20 protein-coding genes are annotated in these 17067 nt (G+C 60.8%); 12 read left to right on the top strand and 8 right to left on the bottom strand.

Features of this window, described 5'->3' with window-relative positions:
• Positions 1-22: 22 nt before the first annotated feature.
• From AC1RZR_RS23750 to AC1RZR_RS23725, 6 genes are all read right to left on the bottom strand, one after another.
• Positions 23-583, bottom strand: a complete 561-nt coding sequence (locus AC1RZR_RS23750; RefSeq protein WP_481826156.1) for an ankyrin repeat domain-containing protein — start codon at positions 581-583, stop codon at positions 23-25.
• A 117-nt stretch (positions 584-700) separates the two neighbouring features.
• The gene (locus AC1RZR_RS23745) at positions 701-1453 is read right to left on the bottom strand and encodes an NYN domain-containing protein (RefSeq protein ID WP_481826155.1); all 753 of its coding nucleotides are present in this window, start codon (positions 1451-1453) and stop codon (positions 701-703) included.
• Positions 1454-1743: 290 nt separating this feature from the next.
• The gene (locus AC1RZR_RS23740) at positions 1744-2352 is read right to left on the bottom strand and encodes a transglutaminase-like cysteine peptidase (protein ID WP_477275169.1); all 609 of its coding nucleotides are present in this window, start codon (positions 2350-2352) and stop codon (positions 1744-1746) included.
• 85 nt (positions 2353-2437) lie between these two features.
• Positions 2438-2617, bottom strand: a complete 180-nt coding sequence (locus tag AC1RZR_RS23735) for a hypothetical protein (RefSeq protein ID WP_477275167.1) — start codon at positions 2615-2617, stop codon at positions 2438-2440.
• Positions 2618-2637: 20 nt separating this feature from the next.
• Entirely contained in the window at positions 2638-3255 is a 618-nt protein-coding gene (locus AC1RZR_RS23730) for a PilZ domain-containing protein (RefSeq protein ID WP_111542442.1), read from the bottom strand.
• Between the two features lie 119 nt (positions 3256-3374).
• A complete protein-coding gene (locus AC1RZR_RS23725; protein ID WP_379097289.1) occupies positions 3375-4007 on the bottom strand; it encodes a PAS domain-containing protein in 633 nt (210 codons plus the stop codon).
• Positions 4008-4397: 390 nt separating this feature from the next.
• Between AC1RZR_RS23725 and AC1RZR_RS23720 the strand changes: the two genes are divergently transcribed.
• The 6 genes from AC1RZR_RS23720 (at position 4398) to AC1RZR_RS23695 (ending at position 9449) form a co-directional block, all read left to right on the top strand.
• Positions 4398-5156, top strand: a complete 759-nt coding sequence (locus tag AC1RZR_RS23720) for a rhomboid family intramembrane serine protease (protein WP_481826154.1) — start codon at positions 4398-4400, stop codon at positions 5154-5156.
• Between the two features lie 88 nt (positions 5157-5244).
• Entirely contained in the window at positions 5245-5676 is a 432-nt protein-coding gene (locus AC1RZR_RS23715) for a CBS domain-containing protein (protein ID WP_184870665.1), read from the top strand.
• 229 nt (positions 5677-5905) lie between these two features.
• Entirely contained in the window at positions 5906-7411 is a 1506-nt protein-coding gene (gatB, locus tag AC1RZR_RS23710; protein ID WP_481826153.1) for an Asp-tRNA(Asn)/Glu-tRNA(Gln) amidotransferase subunit GatB, read from the top strand.
• Positions 7408-8103 carry a hypothetical protein gene (locus AC1RZR_RS23705; RefSeq protein WP_481826152.1) on the top strand — a complete coding sequence of 232 codons (696 nt, stop codon included), beginning with the start codon at positions 7408-7410 and terminating at the stop codon, positions 8101-8103. The genes gatB and AC1RZR_RS23705 overlap by 4 nt, the downstream gene beginning before the upstream one ends.
• Positions 8104-8119: 16 nt before the next feature.
• Positions 8120-8605, top strand: coding sequence for a GNAT family N-acetyltransferase (locus AC1RZR_RS23700; RefSeq protein ID WP_481826151.1), 486 nt, complete (start codon positions 8120-8122; stop codon positions 8603-8605).
• A gap of 301 nt (positions 8606-8906) precedes the next feature.
• Positions 8907-9449: a LysE family translocator gene (locus AC1RZR_RS23695; protein ID WP_481826150.1), complete on the top strand. Its 543-nt coding sequence runs from the start codon at positions 8907-8909 to the stop codon at positions 9447-9449.
• A gap of 118 nt (positions 9450-9567) precedes the next feature.
• Here the strand turns inward: AC1RZR_RS23695 and AC1RZR_RS23690 are convergent, their stop codons facing one another.
• The gene (locus AC1RZR_RS23690) at positions 9568-11301 is read right to left on the bottom strand and encodes an adenylate/guanylate cyclase domain-containing protein (RefSeq protein WP_481826149.1); all 1734 of its coding nucleotides are present in this window, start codon (positions 11299-11301) and stop codon (positions 9568-9570) included.
• A gap of 333 nt (positions 11302-11634) precedes the next feature.
• Between AC1RZR_RS23690 and rpsB the strand changes: the two genes are divergently transcribed.
• On the top strand, positions 11635-12417 hold the full coding sequence (rpsB, locus tag AC1RZR_RS23685) for a 30S ribosomal protein S2 (protein ID WP_023777441.1): 783 nt from the start codon (positions 11635-11637) through the stop codon (positions 12415-12417).
• 109 nt (positions 12418-12526) lie between these two features.
• On the top strand, positions 12527-13450 hold the full coding sequence (gene tsf, locus AC1RZR_RS23680) for a translation elongation factor Ts (protein WP_477277068.1): 924 nt from the start codon (positions 12527-12529) through the stop codon (positions 13448-13450).
• Position 13451: 1 nt separating this feature from the next.
• Here the strand turns inward: tsf and AC1RZR_RS23675 are convergent, their stop codons facing one another.
• Positions 13452-14402: a LysR family transcriptional regulator gene (locus AC1RZR_RS23675; RefSeq protein ID WP_481826148.1), complete on the bottom strand. Its 951-nt coding sequence runs from the start codon at positions 14400-14402 to the stop codon at positions 13452-13454.
• 115 nt (positions 14403-14517) lie between these two features.
• Between AC1RZR_RS23675 and AC1RZR_RS23670 the strand changes: the two genes are divergently transcribed.
• The 4 genes from AC1RZR_RS23670 to pyrH all read left to right on the top strand — a co-directional run bounded on the left by AC1RZR_RS23670 (position 14518) and on the right by pyrH (position 17056).
• Positions 14518-14724 carry a hypothetical protein gene (locus AC1RZR_RS23670; RefSeq protein ID WP_481826147.1) on the top strand — a complete coding sequence of 69 codons (207 nt, stop codon included), beginning with the start codon at positions 14518-14520 and terminating at the stop codon, positions 14722-14724.
• Entirely contained in the window at positions 14673-15047 is a 375-nt protein-coding gene (locus AC1RZR_RS23665; protein ID WP_481826146.1) for a nuclear transport factor 2 family protein, read from the top strand. The genes AC1RZR_RS23670 and AC1RZR_RS23665 overlap by 52 nt, the downstream gene beginning before the upstream one ends.
• A 27-nt stretch (positions 15048-15074) precedes the next feature.
• On the top strand, positions 15075-16181 hold the full coding sequence (locus tag AC1RZR_RS23660; RefSeq protein ID WP_481826145.1) for an aldo/keto reductase: 1107 nt from the start codon (positions 15075-15077) through the stop codon (positions 16179-16181).
• 152 nt (positions 16182-16333) lie between these two features.
• Positions 16334-17056, top strand: coding sequence for a UMP kinase (gene pyrH / locus AC1RZR_RS23655; protein ID WP_111546675.1), 723 nt, complete (start codon positions 16334-16336; stop codon positions 17054-17056).
• Positions 17057-17067: the final 11 nt, after the last annotated feature.

Genomic DNA, 17067 nt, shown 5'->3' with positions numbered 1-17067 from the left:
GATGGTTTCATCGCGCCCCAACTCACCGTCGGTTAGAGCCGCGCCTGGCCATCGCATCGCGCAGCAAGGAAGCGCCGGCTTCAAAGCCGGCAATGTCGGCTTCCTCGGTGGCTGTCCTGTAGTCATCGATGCGGGTTTCGAGCGCCGGGTCGGCGCCCGCCGCCAAAAGCAGGCGGATCGCCTCGACGCTACGGATGGCCACCGAATAGTGAAGCGGCGTCCAGTCGTTCACGCCCCGCATGTTGGCGTCGGCGCCACCCTCGATCAGCACCCGCACAATTTCCAGTCTGTCGGCCCGGTCAGTGGACAGCGCGGCAATGATTGCCGGAAACCCACCGTGATCCTGATAATTCGGATCCGAGCCCGCATCCAGCAAGGTCGAGATGAAGCCTACGGGGCTCCAATAGATCGCATACTCCAGCGGGTGCCCGAGGCCGAACTCGAATGGCATGCGCTCGTTGAACCAGCAGGGCGACCCGCCCAGGGCCACACCGAGGCCCTCGAAATCGCCGGCTTTGAAGGCATCGTCGATCGCCTTGAACAGACGATGGCGCTCGCATCGATCTTCCGGGATTTCCAACATCGCCGTGATCCAGAAGGCGAAACCAACGGCCTATTGTGCCTCGATCTCCTGCCCGTGGAAAGGCGGTCGCCTGATGTGATTGGCGGGTCGGTGGGACCTGTCACCCGCCAGACGTCGCTATGTGGCTTTGTTTTTTAACTTTTTCCCAGCCGCGGGCTTGGTCCGTATTCGCATGGCTCCGCCCTTCGGGGTTTCGATTTCAAATGCGTCTGTACTCCGCACCAGATCGCTCAATTTGCTGAAACCGTAGGTACGGGGATCAAAATCGGAAAACAGGTTTGACAACTGTTTTCCGAAGGTGCCGAGCAGGACCCAACCATCTTCGCTTTCCATCTGGCCAATGACTTTTTTGAGTATGGGCATCGCAGCGCTGGGCACTTGAAGCGGTTTGGTTGCGGGCGCGGCATCCTGAATGTTCGCCGTGCCCCGCAGAAGATTTTCGGTGTAGACGAAACGGCGACATGCTTGCCGGAAGCTTTCGGGAGTTTTCTGCTCCCCAAACCCGAACACATCGACGCCTTGTTCGGGTATGCGTGCAGCAAGCCGGGTGAAATCACTGTCGGAAGAGACCAGACAGAAACCGTCGAAACGATCGCTGTGGAGCAGGTCCATGGCGTCGATCACCAGTGTGATATCGGACGCGTTCTTGCCGGTGGTATAGGCGAACTGCTGCTGCGGGATGATCGCATGCTTTGACAAGACGTCTGCCCATCCCTTCGATCGGGCGTTTGAAAAGTCACCATAGATGCGGCGGACGCTGGCTTCGCCAATCTTCGCGATCTCCTCGAACAGGCCGTCGACAATCTTGGCAGAGGCGTTGTCGGCGTCGATAAGAACTGCAAGGCGCGGTGATCGGGGTTCGGTCGGCATGCGACACTTCCTGCGGCTGGCGGGAGCTTCGAACTGAAGCCGGCGAAACCGCTGCCGAACCGCCGTTCGCGCTACTTTGCTGTTGTAGCAGAGGCATGTGGCAAACAGGAATCTAAGCCGTTGAAATCGTATCTTTTATCGGAATTTCAATGAGTTACCGCCAGAAATGGTGGAGCCGGCCCGGGGACGGGGCCGGCTCCTTGACCCGGTCGTTGGGGACGGGGAGGGTGGGGACTCGACCGGGTTTCTCCTTAGGCGGTCGCATTCTTGCGACGCGCTTGACCTCTGTTTTAGCGGACGCTGGCGACCGCGTCGGAGCGGCCGTCGTTGATCGTCACCCAAACACCGGAGTTCTGGTCTGACTGGCGCTTGAGGTAGGTGTAGTCGGTGTCCGTCCAGGACAGCACCTTGGTCTGCAGATTGTCGAGGATGAACTCTCCGAGGCTGGTGCGTACCGTCAGCACCGCATGGCCGTCGCCATTTGGCTGGCGCGCGACCGTCATCAGGAGATTGCCGGCGGGCACGCCCGCATCCATCAATTCGCGGCGCTTTTCCAGCGCGTAGTCCTCGCAGTCGCCATAGCCATTGTCGGGATAGGCCCAGTATTCCTCGACACCGTAATTTTCCATGTCGGTGCGCGGCTTGACCCTTGTGTTGACCGAATTGTTGATGCTGACGATCGTCGCCCACAATTTGCGGGTCAGTTCGACCGGCGCGCCCTTCGGCGTCCTTTCGCTGCATTCGCCAGGAATGCGCTGGCAGAATTCATAATGGCCAACAGGCTGCGTGGTGCGTCCGCCGGTGTGCATATAGGCCGGTCCCGCGGCATATGCTGATCCCCAAGCGGAGAGCTGCATCGCCATTGCCGCCAGCAACAGCTTGCCCCTCGTCTTCTTCATTGTTGTAGTCTCCCCGTTCGAAGGAGACATTGCCACATGTGGATTTATTTGAGGCAAAAGCGCGAAGTAGATATTGAGTAAAACCTCAATAGAATAAACATAAAATTTGAATCATTTGAGTATTAAATTGTTTGGACGTCCCGGGCGCCTTCCAGGGCTCGATGTCATACAGGCCTTCCGGGGCAGCTGCTGCAACCTTGGCCAAAGCATCTCGACCAACGGTCTCCTGAACCACAAAAAACCGGCCGCGAAGGGCCTGTTTCATAGAGTGCTTCTGTCGGCCTGTCAGGTGCGTGGCGTGTTGAATTCCGAATCAAGCGTTTCGGGACGCTGGATGACGGCGAATTCGATGGCGACGCCGTCCTCGAAATGACGAACGATCTGCCCGCGCATGGTGCCGAGCATGACCTGGATGCCGATCGCCGGCTTGACGTCGATCTCGATCGCGGCGCCAGAAAGCGATAGGTCGATGATACGACACTGGTACTGACGGCCGTCGGTCAGTTGCAGCACGCTGGTCGGATTGCGCGGCGCAACGCGCTCGTGCCGGCGGTCTTCCGGCAGGTCGAGCTCGTGCTTGTTGGCCAGCCAGGTCAACTGCGCGGCAAGCTTGTCCTTCTTGCGGTCGGACGCGATGACGGTCATCGCGAAACCGTCTTGCAAGGTCCGCGTGACGACACCCTCGATGCGGCCGATATGGTCGATATAGGCGATGACTTTTTCGCCGGGCATGCCGATGCGATCGGTGCGAAACGCCACATTGCCCGGCGACATGTCGACGACCTGGCAGGGGTGTTCGGTGCGATCTTCCAGCATGAAGCGCCCGTAGATCTTGACCCGGACGCGCTGAAAGTTACGCCTTTCAGCTTGGGACGGCGCATAGTCGATCGCCGCTGACCTCATGACTGCCTATACCTCGTTTGGCATCCCGCGCGTCGATGCGAGGAACTTCATCAGAGAAGTACAACAATGGGGGTTAACAAAGGGGAAAAGCAGGTGCCGTTACGGGCGCGATTTGCCGCCTATTCCTCGCGCCCACCGTCGAAGACGACGAGATGGCGGATGCGGCGCGCGCGACCGAGCGCCGATATGGTCTCCGGCGCCCCGAGTTCGTCGGGAACGAGCGAGGGAACATTGATCGCCGGGCGATTGTTGAGGAGTTCCTTCTCCGGATCGATGACGCGGATCGAATCGATCAAGGCGTCGGTTATCGGGTCGGCCCCCAGCCAGAAGGGCTTCTCCACGGCACTGATCACGCCCAGGCAGCGCGGATTTTCAACGCCGCCGTCGAGCGGCAAGGCGAGCAGTTCGAACTTGTTGGACCGGCCGTTGCGGCTGAAACCCTCGAAGGCGATGAGCACGACCGACTTCTGGTCGAAGACGCCATGGATCAGCCGCGAGACGAGCCGCTGATCCTTCTCGCGCCACAGCGACGGAAAGGAGAACCCCTTGAGTTCGCGGCCATAGCAGGCGCAAAGCCTGGTGCCGGCCAGCCGAAAAACGGCTTGCCCGCGCGTGTCCCTTTCCAAGATGAAGGTGTCGGCCAGCAGCGACTTTATGTCGGCCGGCTCGACCTCCGAACGCTTGGGGGCGGGGCGTCCGTCACGCAGGCGGTTCCAATATTGGAACAGCGTGATCGATCCGTTCTGGTTCATGCTATGCTGCTCCGCGCAATCTGTCGTCTGATGTCCCATCGGTGAACAGAAGGGCGCCCTCCGATGACCTACATGCGTTGCGGAGCAGGAAGCGTGCCAGCGTCGTTAACACTTGTTCACGGGTCGGGGCCGTTAAGGTTAACAAGTGGTTGACGTTGCGCCGAGGCGAGCTGCGTGGCACATAAAAACCACTCCAGAAGCGGTCGTTTCGCAACGATCGGCAGCACTTCAGTCAAGAGTTTTAGGGGGAGCAGGGGGCTCGACCAGCCGTTCAAGGGAAACCTTGAACGGCTTTTTTTTGATTCGCAGTGGGGCGATTCGCCGTTTGCGGTTCGTTCGAGGGTGATCTAGATGCTCGAACCCGAATTCCATGCTTGAGTGCAATTCCATATGAGCGAACCGGTAGGCCCCTCGGAAATCGAACCGATCGAGGATGTACCCGAACAGCGGCGCGAGCCGGTGTTCAATCTGCCACCTGTCGTGCTGGCAGTGATCGGCATCTGCGCGGTCGTCTATCTGTTGCAGCAGTACGTGCTGACCGACGCGCAGCAACTGACCCTGCTTTACGACGGGGCCTTCATCCCCGTTCTCTACACCGGACAATACGGCTTCGACTGGTTTCTTTTCTCTCGCCCGTTCACCTATGCCTTCATGCATGGCGGCTTTGCCCATATTGCCATCAACATGGTCTGGCTCGCCGCTTTCGGTTCGCCGTTGGCCAATCGCCTGGGCGCGCTCAGGTTCGCGTTATTTTTCGCCGTGACCGGGCTGGCTTCGGTTGTGCTTTATTGGGCCATGCATCCGTACGGAGAGGCGCCGCTGGTCGGGGCATCGGGCGCTATTTCTGGCATGATGGCGGCTGCCGCGCGTTTTGGTTTCCGCACCAACCGCTCGGCCGGCAAGGCTGCCTTCGACGGCCCTGTGCTGCCCATCGCAATCGTATTGCGCTCGCGCGGCGTCGTGATCTTCCTTGCCGTGTGGATGATCATCAATCTCGCCACTGGCCTTCTCGGCTTTGCCCCGGGCGTAGACGGCCAGATCGCCTGGGAGGCCCATATTGGCGGCTTCGTCGCCGGCTTCTTCGGACTGCGCTGGTTCGACAGGCGATGGCAACCGCCTGAATGGGAGACCACCGACCGTCGCTCTTGAAATGCAACAGATCACGGCGCACGATGTTCACTCTTATGTGAAGGCCGGTCAGGGCAGGAAACCGGCAGGCAAAGCAGAGGAGGACGCCATGACGGTTAAGGCAATTCTCGAGAAAAAAGGCCATGACGTATTGACGCTCGGGCCGAACGAAAAACTTAGCGAAGCCATCCGCATCCTTGCCGAACACAAGATCGGCGCGCTGGTCATCACCAATGGCGATCGCAAGATTGTCGGAATTCTTTCGGAGCGCGACATCGTGCGGGTTGTTGCCAGGGAAGGTGGAGCCGCGCTCGATATCGCCGTGCGTTCGGCAATGACACCGAAGGTGAAGATCTGCAATGAGAACCACACCGTCAACGAGGTGATGGAGATCATGACCAAGGGCCGTTTCCGCCATCTGCCGGTGGAAAAGGACGGCATGCTCGATGGCATCGTCTCCATCGGCGACGTGGTCAAGCGCCGTATCGAGGACGTCGAGCGCGAGGCCGACGAGATCAGGGCATACATCGCCACCGCTTGAGCGGCGAAGGAACCGCCGGCCGGTCACCGACCGGCGGAGCCAAATGCTACCTGTTGTCGAGTTCGGACCGGACGCATTCGAGCCTGCGGCGGGACGAAAGCCGCTGAAAATCCCAGCGTGCGGCTTTGCGCTTGTCTCTTTTGGCGGTTTGCACTAGCGAATGACTTCCACGTTTGACGTGAAATTCACGTTCAAACGTGAGTTCAGTCACCGCAATTCGCAGGCCGCCATGACCCTCATCGATACCCGTACCCCCGACGCAAAACGCCTGATCCCGGGCACCACCGGCGACTGGGAGATCATCATCGGCCTCGAGGTCCATGCGCAGGTTACCTCCGAAGCAAAGCTGTTTTCCGGCGCTTCGACCGCATTCGGCGCCGCACCCAACGCCAATGTCAGCCTGGTCGATGCGGCCATGCCGGGAATGCTGCCTGTCATCAACGAGGAATGCGTCAAACAGGCGATCCGCACCGGCCTTGGTCTGAAGGCGCAGATCAACCACAAATCGGTCTTTGATCGGAAGAACTACTTCTATCCGGACCTGCCGCAGGGCTACCAGATCTCGCAGTTCAAGCAGCCGATCGTCGGCGAGGGCACGGTGATCGTCTCGGTCGGCCCCGACCGCCAGGGCGAGTTCGAGGACATCGAGGTCGGCATCGAGCGGCTGCATCTGGAGCAGGATGCCGGCAAGTCGATGCACGACCAGCATCCGACCATGTCCTATGTCGACCTCAACCGCTCCGGCGTGGCGCTGATGGAGATCGTTTCCAAGCCGGATATGCGCTCGGCCGACGAGGCGAAGGCCTATGTCACCAAGCTGCGCACCATCGTGCGTTATCTCGGTACCTGCGACGGCAACATGGACGAAGGCTCGATGCGCGCCGACGTCAACGTCTCGGTGCGCAAGCCGGGCGGCGAATTCGGCACGCGCTGCGAGATCAAGAACGTCAATTCCATCCGCTTCATCGGCCAGGCCATCGACTATGAGGCGCGCCGCCAGATCGCCATTCTCGAGGACGGCGGCAAGATCGACCAGGAAACGCGGCTGTTCGACGCCGTCAAGGGCGAGACGCGTTCGATGCGCTCCAAGGAAGAGGCGCACGACTACCGCTATTTCCCCGATCCCGACCTCTTGCCGCTGGAATTCGACCAGGCCTATGTCGATGCGCTGGCGAAGGAATTGCCGGAATTGCCCGACGACAAGAAGGCGCGGCTCATCGCTTCGCTCGGCCTGTCGACCTATGACGCCTCGATCCTGGTTTCGGAAAAGCCGATCGCCGACTATTTCGAGAAGGTGGCCGCCGGTCGCGACGGCAAGCTTGCCGCCAACTGGGTCATCAACGATTTGCTCGGGCAATTGAACAAGGCCGGCAAGGACATTGAAAGCGCTCCGGTTTCGCCCGACCAGCTCGGCGCGGTCATCGATCTGATCAAGGATGGCACCATTTCAGGCAAGATCGCCAAGGACCTGTTCGAGATCGTCTGGAACGAGGGCGGCGATCCACGCCAGCTTGTCGAGAGCCGGGGCATGAAGCAGGTCACCGACACCGGCGCCATAGAGAAGGCCGTGGATGAGGTGATCGCGGCCAACCCCGACAAGGTCGAACAGGCTCGCGCCAAGCCGAGCATGGCCGGCTGGTTCGTTGGCCAGGTGATGAAGGCGACTGGCGGCAAGGCCAACCCGCAAGCGGTCAACGACCTCGTCAAGGCCAAGCTCGGCATCGCCGATCAATGAGCCGAGACGCGAAGCCGGGCAATCCGGCAAGCGTCTCGTCGGCTTTGTTGATTGCCGGCGCCGTGCTGCTTTTTGTCGGCACGTCGCTGCATCCGATGCATGAGGACCCGAATGACGCGCTTGCCGCCTTCGGTGAATATGCCGCCGACCCCATCTGGCTGTTCAGCCACATGGCTCAGCTTGCCGGCGTCCTGTCGATGGTCGCCGGCCTGGTGCTGATCCTTGCCCGTCTGTCCGACGGCCCGCTTCGCGGTTGGGCTCTTCTGACGATCCTGTCTGGCGCGGCATCGCTGGCGGCGGCAGCTGCCTTGCAGGCCGTCGACGGCATTGCGTTGAAGGCGATGGTCAATGCCTGGGTGATGGCCGATGCGGCAACAAAGCCGTCGTTGTTCAGCGCCGCCTTTGCGGTGCGCCAGATCGAAGTCGGCTTTGCCGCAATCAGCGCCATGCTGCTCGGCTTGACGGTTCTGCTCGCCAACGTCGCCCTGCATCAGGCCCAGCGCTGTCCGTTGTGGCTGTCGTTGCTTGGCGGCGCCGGCGCTGTGGCTGTCGTGGTCGGCGGTTTCGCGACCGCGGCAACCGGTTTCTCCAGCACTGCCATGGTGGCCAACATGCCGGGCAGCATGGTGCTTCTTGTCTGGGTGGTGCTGCTTGCAGCAATCGATTTCAGACGCAATCGCGTCGCAACATAAGCGGGAGAGAGAACCCATGTTCGTCCGCACCGCCGGGGACCGCGACCTCGCTGCCATTCGTGCGCTGCTGGTCGAAACCTGGCACGCAACCTATGACGGAATCTACGGCGCCGCCAAGGTCACGGAGATCATCGACGAATGGCATTCGATCGCCTCGCTGAAGGCGCGGCTGACCAAGCCGGTCAGCGAGTTCCTCGTTGCCGATGACGGCAAGCGCATTGGCGGCGTGGCTTTTGCCGAAAGCATCGACAGCGGTAAACTGGTTGTCCTCAAACAGCTCTACGTGCTCCCGGACCTGCAGGGGCGGGGCATCGGCGGTATGCTCATCGATGAAGTCATTGAGAGTTTTCCCGAGGCGCGCGCCATCCGTCTGGAGGTGGAGGAGCAAAACACGCGCGCCATCGCCTTCTATGAGGCGAACGGCTTCGTGCGATCCGGCGATGTCGGCGAACAAACCTCGGGAAAGCCGATGCTCGTCTACCGCAGGCCTCTTGTCGGCTGACCGTCGTCTGCCGGCATATGTCTGGATCACCTTCGCGCGAGCGGCCCGATAAAGGGCTGTTTTCGTTTGACGACCCAAGGGTCCGGCACCAAAGCTGACCGCGCGGAAGCTGGAATGGACCGGCATCCAAGGCGGCGCTGAGGGTATCCATGCCGAGCTTGCCGGAACTGATGCCGACACAGGTGTCGGACGAAACCTTTGGTGGCGTCACCTATCATATTGCTGGCGAACTAGTGCCGGTGCTTTCGGTTGATGTGACCCGCATGCCTGTCTATTTGCAGCTGCAACACCAGGGCCGGCGATGTTCGCGGTCATCACCAACGGCGTATCGCGCGGGTTCCTTCGTGCATTCATGGCCGGAGTTGGCGTCGCCGCCGGCGATGCCGTGCTGGTCACCCTGGCGTTGCTCGGACTGGTGGCGTTGGCCCAGACTTTCGAATGGGTTTTTCTCCTGCTGAAATACGCGGGCGCTGCCTACCTGGTTTTTCTCGGCATCAGGATGTGGCGAGCTGCCGCCACGCAATCGGATGAACCGCAGGCGTCGCAGGCGAGATTGTCACGGTCGTTCTTCCTCGGTGCATCCATTGCGCTAGGCAATCCGAAGGCTATCCTGTTCCATGCCTCGATCATGCCGCTGATCCTGAACCTCAACACCATGACCCCTGCCGACGGTCTGCTGGTGGTCGCTGTCGTCATCAGTGTCAACGTCATCACCATGGGCATCTATGCTGCACTTGCCGGACGGGCCTCGGGCTGGTTCAGGACGCCGAGACGCATGAGGCTGATGAACAGGTTTGCTGGCAGCGCAATGATCGGCACCGGAGCGCTGATTGCCGCACGCTGAGTGGTGGAACGCCGGTGGCGTCTCAATTTGAATTTCGGCTCACGACCTTCTCTGCCCTTCGTTCGCGGCATGCCCTGACCCAAACCGGACTTTGCCGTCTCGGGAAATTCACCGTACTTCAGACGTTGATCCCGCTCTTCCGGAAGCCTTCGAGCCAGTGATCCCTATCCGCCTGTCGCGAGCACATTCGCATCCAAAATGTGATGTGGGATTTCAAGTCGTGGCCGGGAGGCCGCTTTCGTTCATACTCCTTGACGGCGGCCTCCGCCTCGTCAGTTTGTCCCGATTGCGCGTATGCGGCAGCCAAGACCAGGTATAGGAATGCAGGGACGTTCTGATAGGTCTCGTGAATCTCGATCACTTTCTCATAGTTGCGAAGCATATAGTGGCAGTCGCAGAGCGTATCGAGACGCTGATCATCGGAGGCGTAGGGTTCAAGGTGCTCTGACCTAGCGAACCACTCAAGCGCCTGCTCGGGTTCCCCTGTATAGCTTAGAGCGCAACCAAAGGCGTAAAGCGCAAACGGGTCGTTGGGGTTGAGGGCCACCGCGCGCTCGGCATATTTTCTAGCCAACCGATGATCACCCGATATGTGGTACGTGTATGCCGCATACGCATTGACTGTTGGATTATTCTCGTCGAGCGAAACTGCCTGTTGTGCGTGCGTTCTGCCACGATTCAGCGTGCTTTCCGGGGGCAATCCCAAACTTAGGATACCGAATATGCAAGTCATACCGAGGCCGGCATGCGCCATGGCATAGGTGGCATCTGCCTTGACCGCCTTTTCATACCAATCAAGCGCACTTGATAGGCCTTCTGCCAGATGAAAAAACGCCCAGCGGCCGCGAAGTTCGCAGTCGTAAGCGGTGAGATTGTTTGGTGCCTTTCTCCGGAGATGCTCAACAGCAAAGCGATCGAGTTGACCGGGAATCGCTGCGGAAATAGCGCGTACCAGTTCGTCTTGGACGATAAAGATTTGGTCCAAGTCACGATCATAACGCTCAGCCCAGAGATGATTTCCAGTAGCTGCTTCGATCAACTGGACAGTCACACGGACCCGATTGCTTGTCCTGCGGATGCTGCCTTCGACGACGTACTGCGCACCGAGTTCGCGTCCGATCCGTCGCACGTCAGTAGCTTTGTCGCGATACTGAAACGATGAGTTTCGAGCGATAACGAACAGCGAAGCGAAGCGGGATAATTCTGTGATGATGTCCTCGGTAATTCCATCGCTAAAATATTGTTGCTCCTGATCGCCGCTCATATTGTCGAACGGGAGCACGGCGAGCGAATGCTTCGTGGAGGGAGCCTCGGCCGGCAGTGGGCCAGCTACCCCTGTCTTCGTCCTCACCCGGTATGCCCGCACCGGCCGATCGATGTTCTTGAGTGTCTGCTCGCCCATATCCTCCATGGCGCAGTCGACTTTGCCGCGGACCTCCTCCTGCACCTTGCCCGAGATGCAAATGCCACTGGGTTCGGCCATGGTCTCAAGTCGCGCCGCGATGTTTACGCCATCGCCGAATATGTCAGTACCGTCGCCAACGACTTCGCCGAGATTTATGCCGATACGCAATTTGATCTTCCGTTCCTCGGTCAGATCGGCGTTCGTCTCGGCCATTCCCTCCTGCAGGCCGAGCGCGCAGCGCAGCGCATTAACGGCACTAGGAAACTCTACCAACACGCCATCGCCCATGAACTTGACGATCCGCCCGCCGTTTTCGCGAACTAGCGGTTCGACGATAATCTTCCGTCGCGCCTTTAGCGCAGCGAGGGTCAGCGCTTCGTCCGCCGCCATGAGGCGGGAATAGCCGACCACATCGGCGACAAGAATGGCAGCGAGGCGGCGCTTCACCGTAGGTTCTCCTATCGGAGAGGGATTATCGGCCATTCCTCATACAAGCGACAGCGATAAGAACGCCCGCAACTTGGGCTATTGGCGCTTGCTGCTCGTTCCGGTCGACGAGACGTACGGCGGGAAACCACCCACAGCCGAAATTCAAACTGAGACACTACCTGAACGCCCCACGACTTGCGTTTGTCACGCAAGCCCTCTATATGCGCGCTCATTCCACACACGGACTTTGGTGTCTGCCCGGGAGAAATCCGGCTGAAACCTCCGGTGGCGTTCGAGGACAAAGTCCAAAAATGCCTGTGTCCGTGGAGGCTAACCGGAAAGGAACTAAGAATGGCTCTGCCTGATTTCAGCATGCGCCAGCTTTTGGAAGCTGGCATTCACTTCGGCCACCAGACTCACCGCTGGAACCCGAAGATGGCGCCTTACATCTACGGCGCCCGCAACAACATCCACATCATCGACCTCAGCCAGACGGTGCCTTTGCTGCACCAGGCGCTGAAGCAGGTTTCTGACACTGTCGCCAAGGGTGGCCGCGTGCTGTTCGTCGGCACCAAGCGCCAGGCGTCCGACATCGTCGCCGATGCGGCACAGCGTTCGGCCCAATACTATGTCAATTCGCGTTGGCTCGGCGGCATGCTGACCAACTGGAAGACGATCTCGAACTCGATCCAGCGCCTGCGCAAGCTCGACGAGATGCTGGCCGGCGAAGCCCAGGGCCTGACCAAGAAGGAACGCCTCAACCTCGACCGCGAGCGCGAGAAGCTCGACAAGGCCCTGGGCGGCATCAAGGACATGGGCTCGACGCCCGACCTGATGTTCGTCATCGACACGAACAAGGAAGCGATCGCCATCCTCGAGGCCAAGCGCCTCGGCATCCCGGTCGTCGCCATCATCGATTCGAACTGCGACCCAGACAAGATCGACTTCCCGATCCCCGGCAATGACGACGCTGCCCGCGCCATTCAGCTTTATTGCGACCTGATCGCCAAGGCTGCGATCGACGGCATCGCCCGCCAGCAGGGCGCGCTCGGCGTCGACATCGGCGCTTCGGTCGAAGCTCCGGTCGAACCGGCGCTCGATCCGGCCCCGGCGTCGGAAGCCCCCGAAGCTTGATAATCGAAGGCCGGTTGCGGCCTTCATCTTTCTCATATTTTGGCACGCTAAACAGACGCATCATCGAGGTTCGATGGTGCGTCGGTGCATTTAAAACAAAGAGGCGACAATGAGCATTTCGGCTGCACAGGTCAAAGAACTCCGCGACTTGACCGGCGCGGGCATGATGGATTGCAAGGCGGCGTTGAACGAGACCAACGGCAACATGGAAGAGGCCATCGACTGGCTGCGCAAGAAGGGCATTTCGAAAGCTGACAAGAAGGCCGGCCGCACAGCGGCCGAGGGCTTGATCGGCGTCGATTCCGGCGTGCGCGAAGCTGCCGTCGTTGAAGTCAACTCCGAGACCGACTTCGTTGCCCGCAACGATCAGTTCCAGGAGCTGGTGCGCAATGTCGCGAAGGTCGCGCTCGCCTACGGCGGCAAGACCGAAGTGGTCGCGGCGGCCAAGTATCCGGGTTCGGACAAGTCCGTCACCGAGGTTATCAAGGACGCCGTCGGCACAATCGGCGAGAACATCAGCTTCCGCCGCTCCGCCAAGCTGACGGTTCCGCACGGCGCAGTCGCGACCTACGTCCACAACGCGGTTGCCGATGGCCTCGGCAAGCTCGGCGTGCTGGTCGCCATCGAGACCACGGGCAACGAGCATGCCGCCAACGCCTTCGCGCGCCAGGTCGCCATGCATGTCGCGGCCACCAGCCCGATGGCGCTGACCACCGAAGAACTCGATCCGGCGGCAATCGAGCGCGAGAAGGCGATCTTCTCGGATCAGGCGCGCCAGTCCGGCAAGCCGGAAGCGATCATCGAGAAGATGGTCGAGGGCCGTCTGCGCAAGTTCTATGAGGAAGTCGTACTCCTGAAGCAGGCCTTCGTGCTCAATCCCGACATCACTGTCGAGAAGGCGCTGAAGGATGCCGAGAAGGACATCGGTGCGCCGGCCAAGATCACCGCCTATCTGCGCTTTGCGCTGGGCGAAGGCATCGAGAAGGAAGAGACCGATTTCGCGGCGGAAGTCGCGGCGGCGGTCAAGAAGTAAGCTACCGAGGCGGCTGTTCTTCTGACGATTTTTTTCGGCCGGGTGTCCGCAGGGATGCCCGGCCGATTTCTTGTGCGGTATCGATGAAGGCCCTGAGCTTCGGCGCCATGGACGCCCGGCGCGGAAAGTAGAGGAACAGCCCCGGCTCGTCGATCGCGGCTTCGCGCAGGATTTCGACCAATCGGCCGGTCTGGATGTCGGCTCGCACCAGCGGCTCGAACAGATAGGCGAGGCCGATACCGGCCAGCGCCATGTCGCGCGCCGACAGCGGATCGGTGACGACAACGCTGCCACGCGTTTCAACGCTGATATCCTTACCATGGTCGGACAGATCCCAGCGGTAGAGCGCACGCGATCGCAGCAACCGATAGCCGACGCAGTTGTGACTGGAGAGGTCTGCCAGCGTCCGCGGTTTTCCATGCCGGCCGACATAGGTGGGGGAGGCGACGATGACCGTTCGGAACGGCTCAGTCAGCCGCACCGTCACCATATCCTCCGCGATCATCTCGCCCAGCCGTATGCCGGCGTCGAAGCCTTCGCCGACAATATCGCTCAGACGCTCGTCGGTGAACACTTCCACCGTAACCTCGGGATAGCGCTCGGCCATTGCCGACAGGATGGGCATCAAGGCGAGAGGCAGCGCCAGGCGCGGCACGTTCATCTTGAGCAGACCACTAGCCCTGCCTTTCACCGAGCGAATGCGTTCGATCCTGTCGGTGATGTCTTCCAATGCCGGTTCCGCAGCCGCGACAAGCGCTTCGCCAGCTTCGGTAAGCGCGACGCTGCGCGTGGTGCGGGCAAACAGCGGCTGGCCGATCCGCTCTTCCACCAGGCGCACCGCGTGGCTGACCGCCGAAGGGCTCATGCCAAGTTCTGCTGCGGCCGACGCAAAGCCGCCACGCCGCGCCACGGCGACAATGACAGGGAGGTGGCTGAGCACATCGCGATCCATTCATGCACAATATCGCATAGTCCATGCAGATAATGCAATCTTCTCGACGCCGGCGCGCCCGCCCACATTGTCGCCAACAGCTCGCGGCGGGCCGATCGCGCAAAGGAGAAGAGACATGACTGCATTGAAGTACATTACCTTCGCGGCGGGACTTGCGCTGGCGCCAGTCGATGCCGGCCGGGCCGAACCGTGCCGCGAAATGACGCTCGCTGATGAGCGTGCCGTCATCCGCATCGCCGATGCTATCGATCGCGCCGTCGATGCCCAGGATTGGCGACTCGCCCGCAGTTACTTCGCCGACCGCGTCACCGCAGCAGCCTGAGCGGACAACCGTCGGCCACCATCGCCTCGGACGACCTGATCGGAACCTGGGCGGCGAACCTCCGTGGCAACAAGACCAGCCTGCATCTGCGCACCAATCACCAGGTCGCCTTTGGCGCCGAGGCCGCGACCGTCTCCTCTAACGGCTATGCCTGGAACAGGATGGAAGGCAATGGAGACCCGCTGTGGGAAGTGTGGGGCACCTATGAACACCACCTGACGCGATCGGGCGCCGGCTGGATAGTGGACGGCTTCACATTCCGCATGACGCATGAGCGTGGCAACCCGTGGGTCAAGACGACCCCCGGGCAGGATCGGCGTTGACCATTGGATCAGGATCGGAACGACATCATGACCATGTCCTACTACACCCTCGGCAACAGCGGGCTGCGTGTCACCCGGCTGGCACTCGGAACCATGACCTTCGGCACCGAATGGGGCTGGGGCGCCGACAAGGAAACGGCGCGCGCCCTGGTCGATGCCTATGTCGAGGCCGGCGGCAATTTCTTCGACACGGCCGACGCCTATACCGGCGGCACCTCCGAGACCTGGCTTGGCGAGTTCATCGCCGACCGCGGTCTGCGCGACAAGGCGGTGATCAGCACCAAATTCAGCATGAATCTGGAGCGGGGCAATCCGAACGCAGGGGGCAATGGCCGCAAGAACATCATCCGGGCCGTCGAAAGCTCGCTGAAGCGGCTCGGTACCGACTATATCGACCTCTATATCCTGCATGCATGGGACAGGCTGACGTCGCCGGAAGAGGTGATGCGGACGCTGGACGATCTGGTGCGCGCCGGAAAGATCCGCCATGTCGGCCTCTCCGACGTCCCCGCCTGGTACGCAAGCAGGGCACAGTCCGTCGCCGAGCAGCGCGGCTATGAACCGGTTTCGGCGCTCCAGCTCGAATATTCGTTGGCCGAGCGCAACATCGAGCATGAATTCGTGCCGTTCGGCACCCGCTACGGTGCCGGCATCATGGTCTGGAGCCCGCTGGCAAGCGGCCTTTTGAGTGGCAAATATCGTTCAGATACAATCAGCGAGGCCGGTGGCCGGCTGGAGACGATGCGCGGTTCGACCAATCCTGGGTTCCAGAAATTCACCGACCACAACTGGGCAATCGTTGCCGAGCTGGAGAAGGTCGCCGGCGAGCTCGGTCGCGGCATGGCCCAAATCGCCTTGAACTGGGCAGCGACGCGGCCCGGTGTCGCCTCGGTGATCATCGGGGCGACCAGGCTGGATCAGCTCAAGGACAATCTCGGCGCGCTGGATTTCGAAATTCCGCTGGAGCTTCTGGCAAGGCTCGATGCGGTCAGCCGGCCGGTCACGCCGTTCCCGTACTCGTTCTTCGGCCCGGAAATCCAGGGCGGCCTCACCGGGGGCCAGGCGGTCGGCGGCAAGCCGGCCGGCTACTTCCCGGACCTGCTCATGAAAGGCATTTTTGCCGGCGTGAGTTAAACAAAAGCCGAGACAATTTTCGGGCTCGGGCGCCGCGTGACATCGCGGCGCCCTTCGTGTATCGGAACACGGCATCGCGCCATTGTTTCGGGGCGGCGCCTGCGCGAGGGTGGCCACCCGGAACGCGTCACATGCAAAATGACGAGGACCAGATGACGGTGAAGCCCCTCTACCGACGTGTCTTGTTGAAAGCGTCGGGCGAAGCATTGATGGGCGAACAGCATTTCGGCATCGACGTTTCGGTCGTGGATCGCATCGCCGCCGATATCGCCGAGGCGCGCGCACTGGGCATCGAGGTGGGCGTCGTCATTGGCGGAGGCAACATCTTTCGCGGCGTGGCCGTTGCCTCCAAGGGCGGCGATCGCGTCACCGGCGACCACATGGGCATGCTTGCCACGGTCATCAATTCGCTGGCTCTGCGCACGTCACTGAACAAGATCGGTGTCGACGCGGTCGTGCTTTCGGCGATCGCCATGCCCGAACTTTGCGAGAGCTTCTCGCAGCGCCAGGCCACCGCCTACATGAACCAGGGCAAGGTGGTGATCTTTGCCGGCGGCACTGGCAATCCGTTCTTCACCACTGATTCGGCCGCCGCACTTCGCGCAGCTGAGATTGGCGCCGACGCGCTGTTCAAGGGCACCCAGGTCGACGGTGTCTATTCGGCGGACCCGAAGAAGGACCCGAATGCGACGCGTTTCGAGCGTATCAGCCATGGCGAAGTCATAAAACGCGGCCTCTCGATCATGGATACGGCAGCGATTGCACTTGCGCGCGAAAACAACATTCCGATAATCGTTTATTCGATCCACGAAAAAGGTGGGTTTGGCGATATTCTAAGGGGCGGCGGCCGCTGCACGGTCGTCGCGGACGATTGATCCGGGGCCTG

It is taken from the genome of Mesorhizobium bavaricum (genome assembly GCF_056781655.1).
Note: the sequence above shows the minus strand (reverse complement) of the source record. Positions and strands in the feature narration are given on the sequence as shown.

Bases quoted from the DNA above. Each gene is read 5' to 3' on its own strand.
- AC1RZR_RS23750 (WP_481826156.1), bottom strand. From the start codon at position 583: ATGTTGGAAATCCCGGAAGATCGATGCGAGCGCCATCGTCTGTTCAAG.
- AC1RZR_RS23745 (WP_481826155.1), bottom strand. From the start codon at position 1,453: ATGCCGACCGAACCCCGATCACCGCGCCTTGCAGTTCTTATCGACGCC.
- AC1RZR_RS23740 (WP_477275169.1), bottom strand. From the start codon at position 2,352: ATGAAGAAGACGAGGGGCAAGCTGTTGCTGGCGGCAATGGCGATGCAG.
- AC1RZR_RS23735 (WP_477275167.1), bottom strand. From the start codon at position 2,617: ATGAAACAGGCCCTTCGCGGCCGGTTTTTTGTGGTTCAGGAGACCGTT.
- AC1RZR_RS23730 (WP_111542442.1), bottom strand. From the start codon at position 3,255: ATGAGGTCAGCGGCGATCGACTATGCGCCGTCCCAAGCTGAAAGGCGT.
- AC1RZR_RS23725 (WP_379097289.1), bottom strand. From the start codon at position 4,007: ATGAACCAGAACGGATCGATCACGCTGTTCCAATATTGGAACCGCCTG.
- AC1RZR_RS23720 (WP_481826154.1), top strand. From the start codon at position 4,398: ATGAGCGAACCGGTAGGCCCCTCGGAAATCGAACCGATCGAGGATGTA.
- AC1RZR_RS23715 (WP_184870665.1), top strand. From the start codon at position 5,245: ATGACGGTTAAGGCAATTCTCGAGAAAAAAGGCCATGACGTATTGACG.
- gatB (WP_481826153.1), top strand. From the start codon at position 5,906: ATGACCCTCATCGATACCCGTACCCCCGACGCAAAACGCCTGATCCCG.
- AC1RZR_RS23705 (WP_481826152.1), top strand. From the start codon at position 7,408: ATGAGCCGAGACGCGAAGCCGGGCAATCCGGCAAGCGTCTCGTCGGCT.
- AC1RZR_RS23700 (WP_481826151.1), top strand. From the start codon at position 8,120: ATGTTCGTCCGCACCGCCGGGGACCGCGACCTCGCTGCCATTCGTGCG.
- AC1RZR_RS23695 (WP_481826150.1), top strand. From the start codon at position 8,907: ATGTTCGCGGTCATCACCAACGGCGTATCGCGCGGGTTCCTTCGTGCA.
- rpsB (WP_023777441.1), top strand. From the start codon at position 11,635: ATGGCTCTGCCTGATTTCAGCATGCGCCAGCTTTTGGAAGCTGGCATT.
- tsf (WP_477277068.1), top strand. From the start codon at position 12,527: ATGAGCATTTCGGCTGCACAGGTCAAAGAACTCCGCGACTTGACCGGC.
- AC1RZR_RS23675 (WP_481826148.1), bottom strand. From the start codon at position 14,402: ATGGATCGCGATGTGCTCAGCCACCTCCCTGTCATTGTCGCCGTGGCG.
- AC1RZR_RS23670 (WP_481826147.1), top strand. From the start codon at position 14,518: ATGACTGCATTGAAGTACATTACCTTCGCGGCGGGACTTGCGCTGGCG.
- AC1RZR_RS23660 (WP_481826145.1), top strand. From the start codon at position 15,075: ATGACCATGTCCTACTACACCCTCGGCAACAGCGGGCTGCGTGTCACC.
- pyrH (WP_111546675.1), top strand. From the start codon at position 16,334: ATGACGGTGAAGCCCCTCTACCGACGTGTCTTGTTGAAAGCGTCGGGC.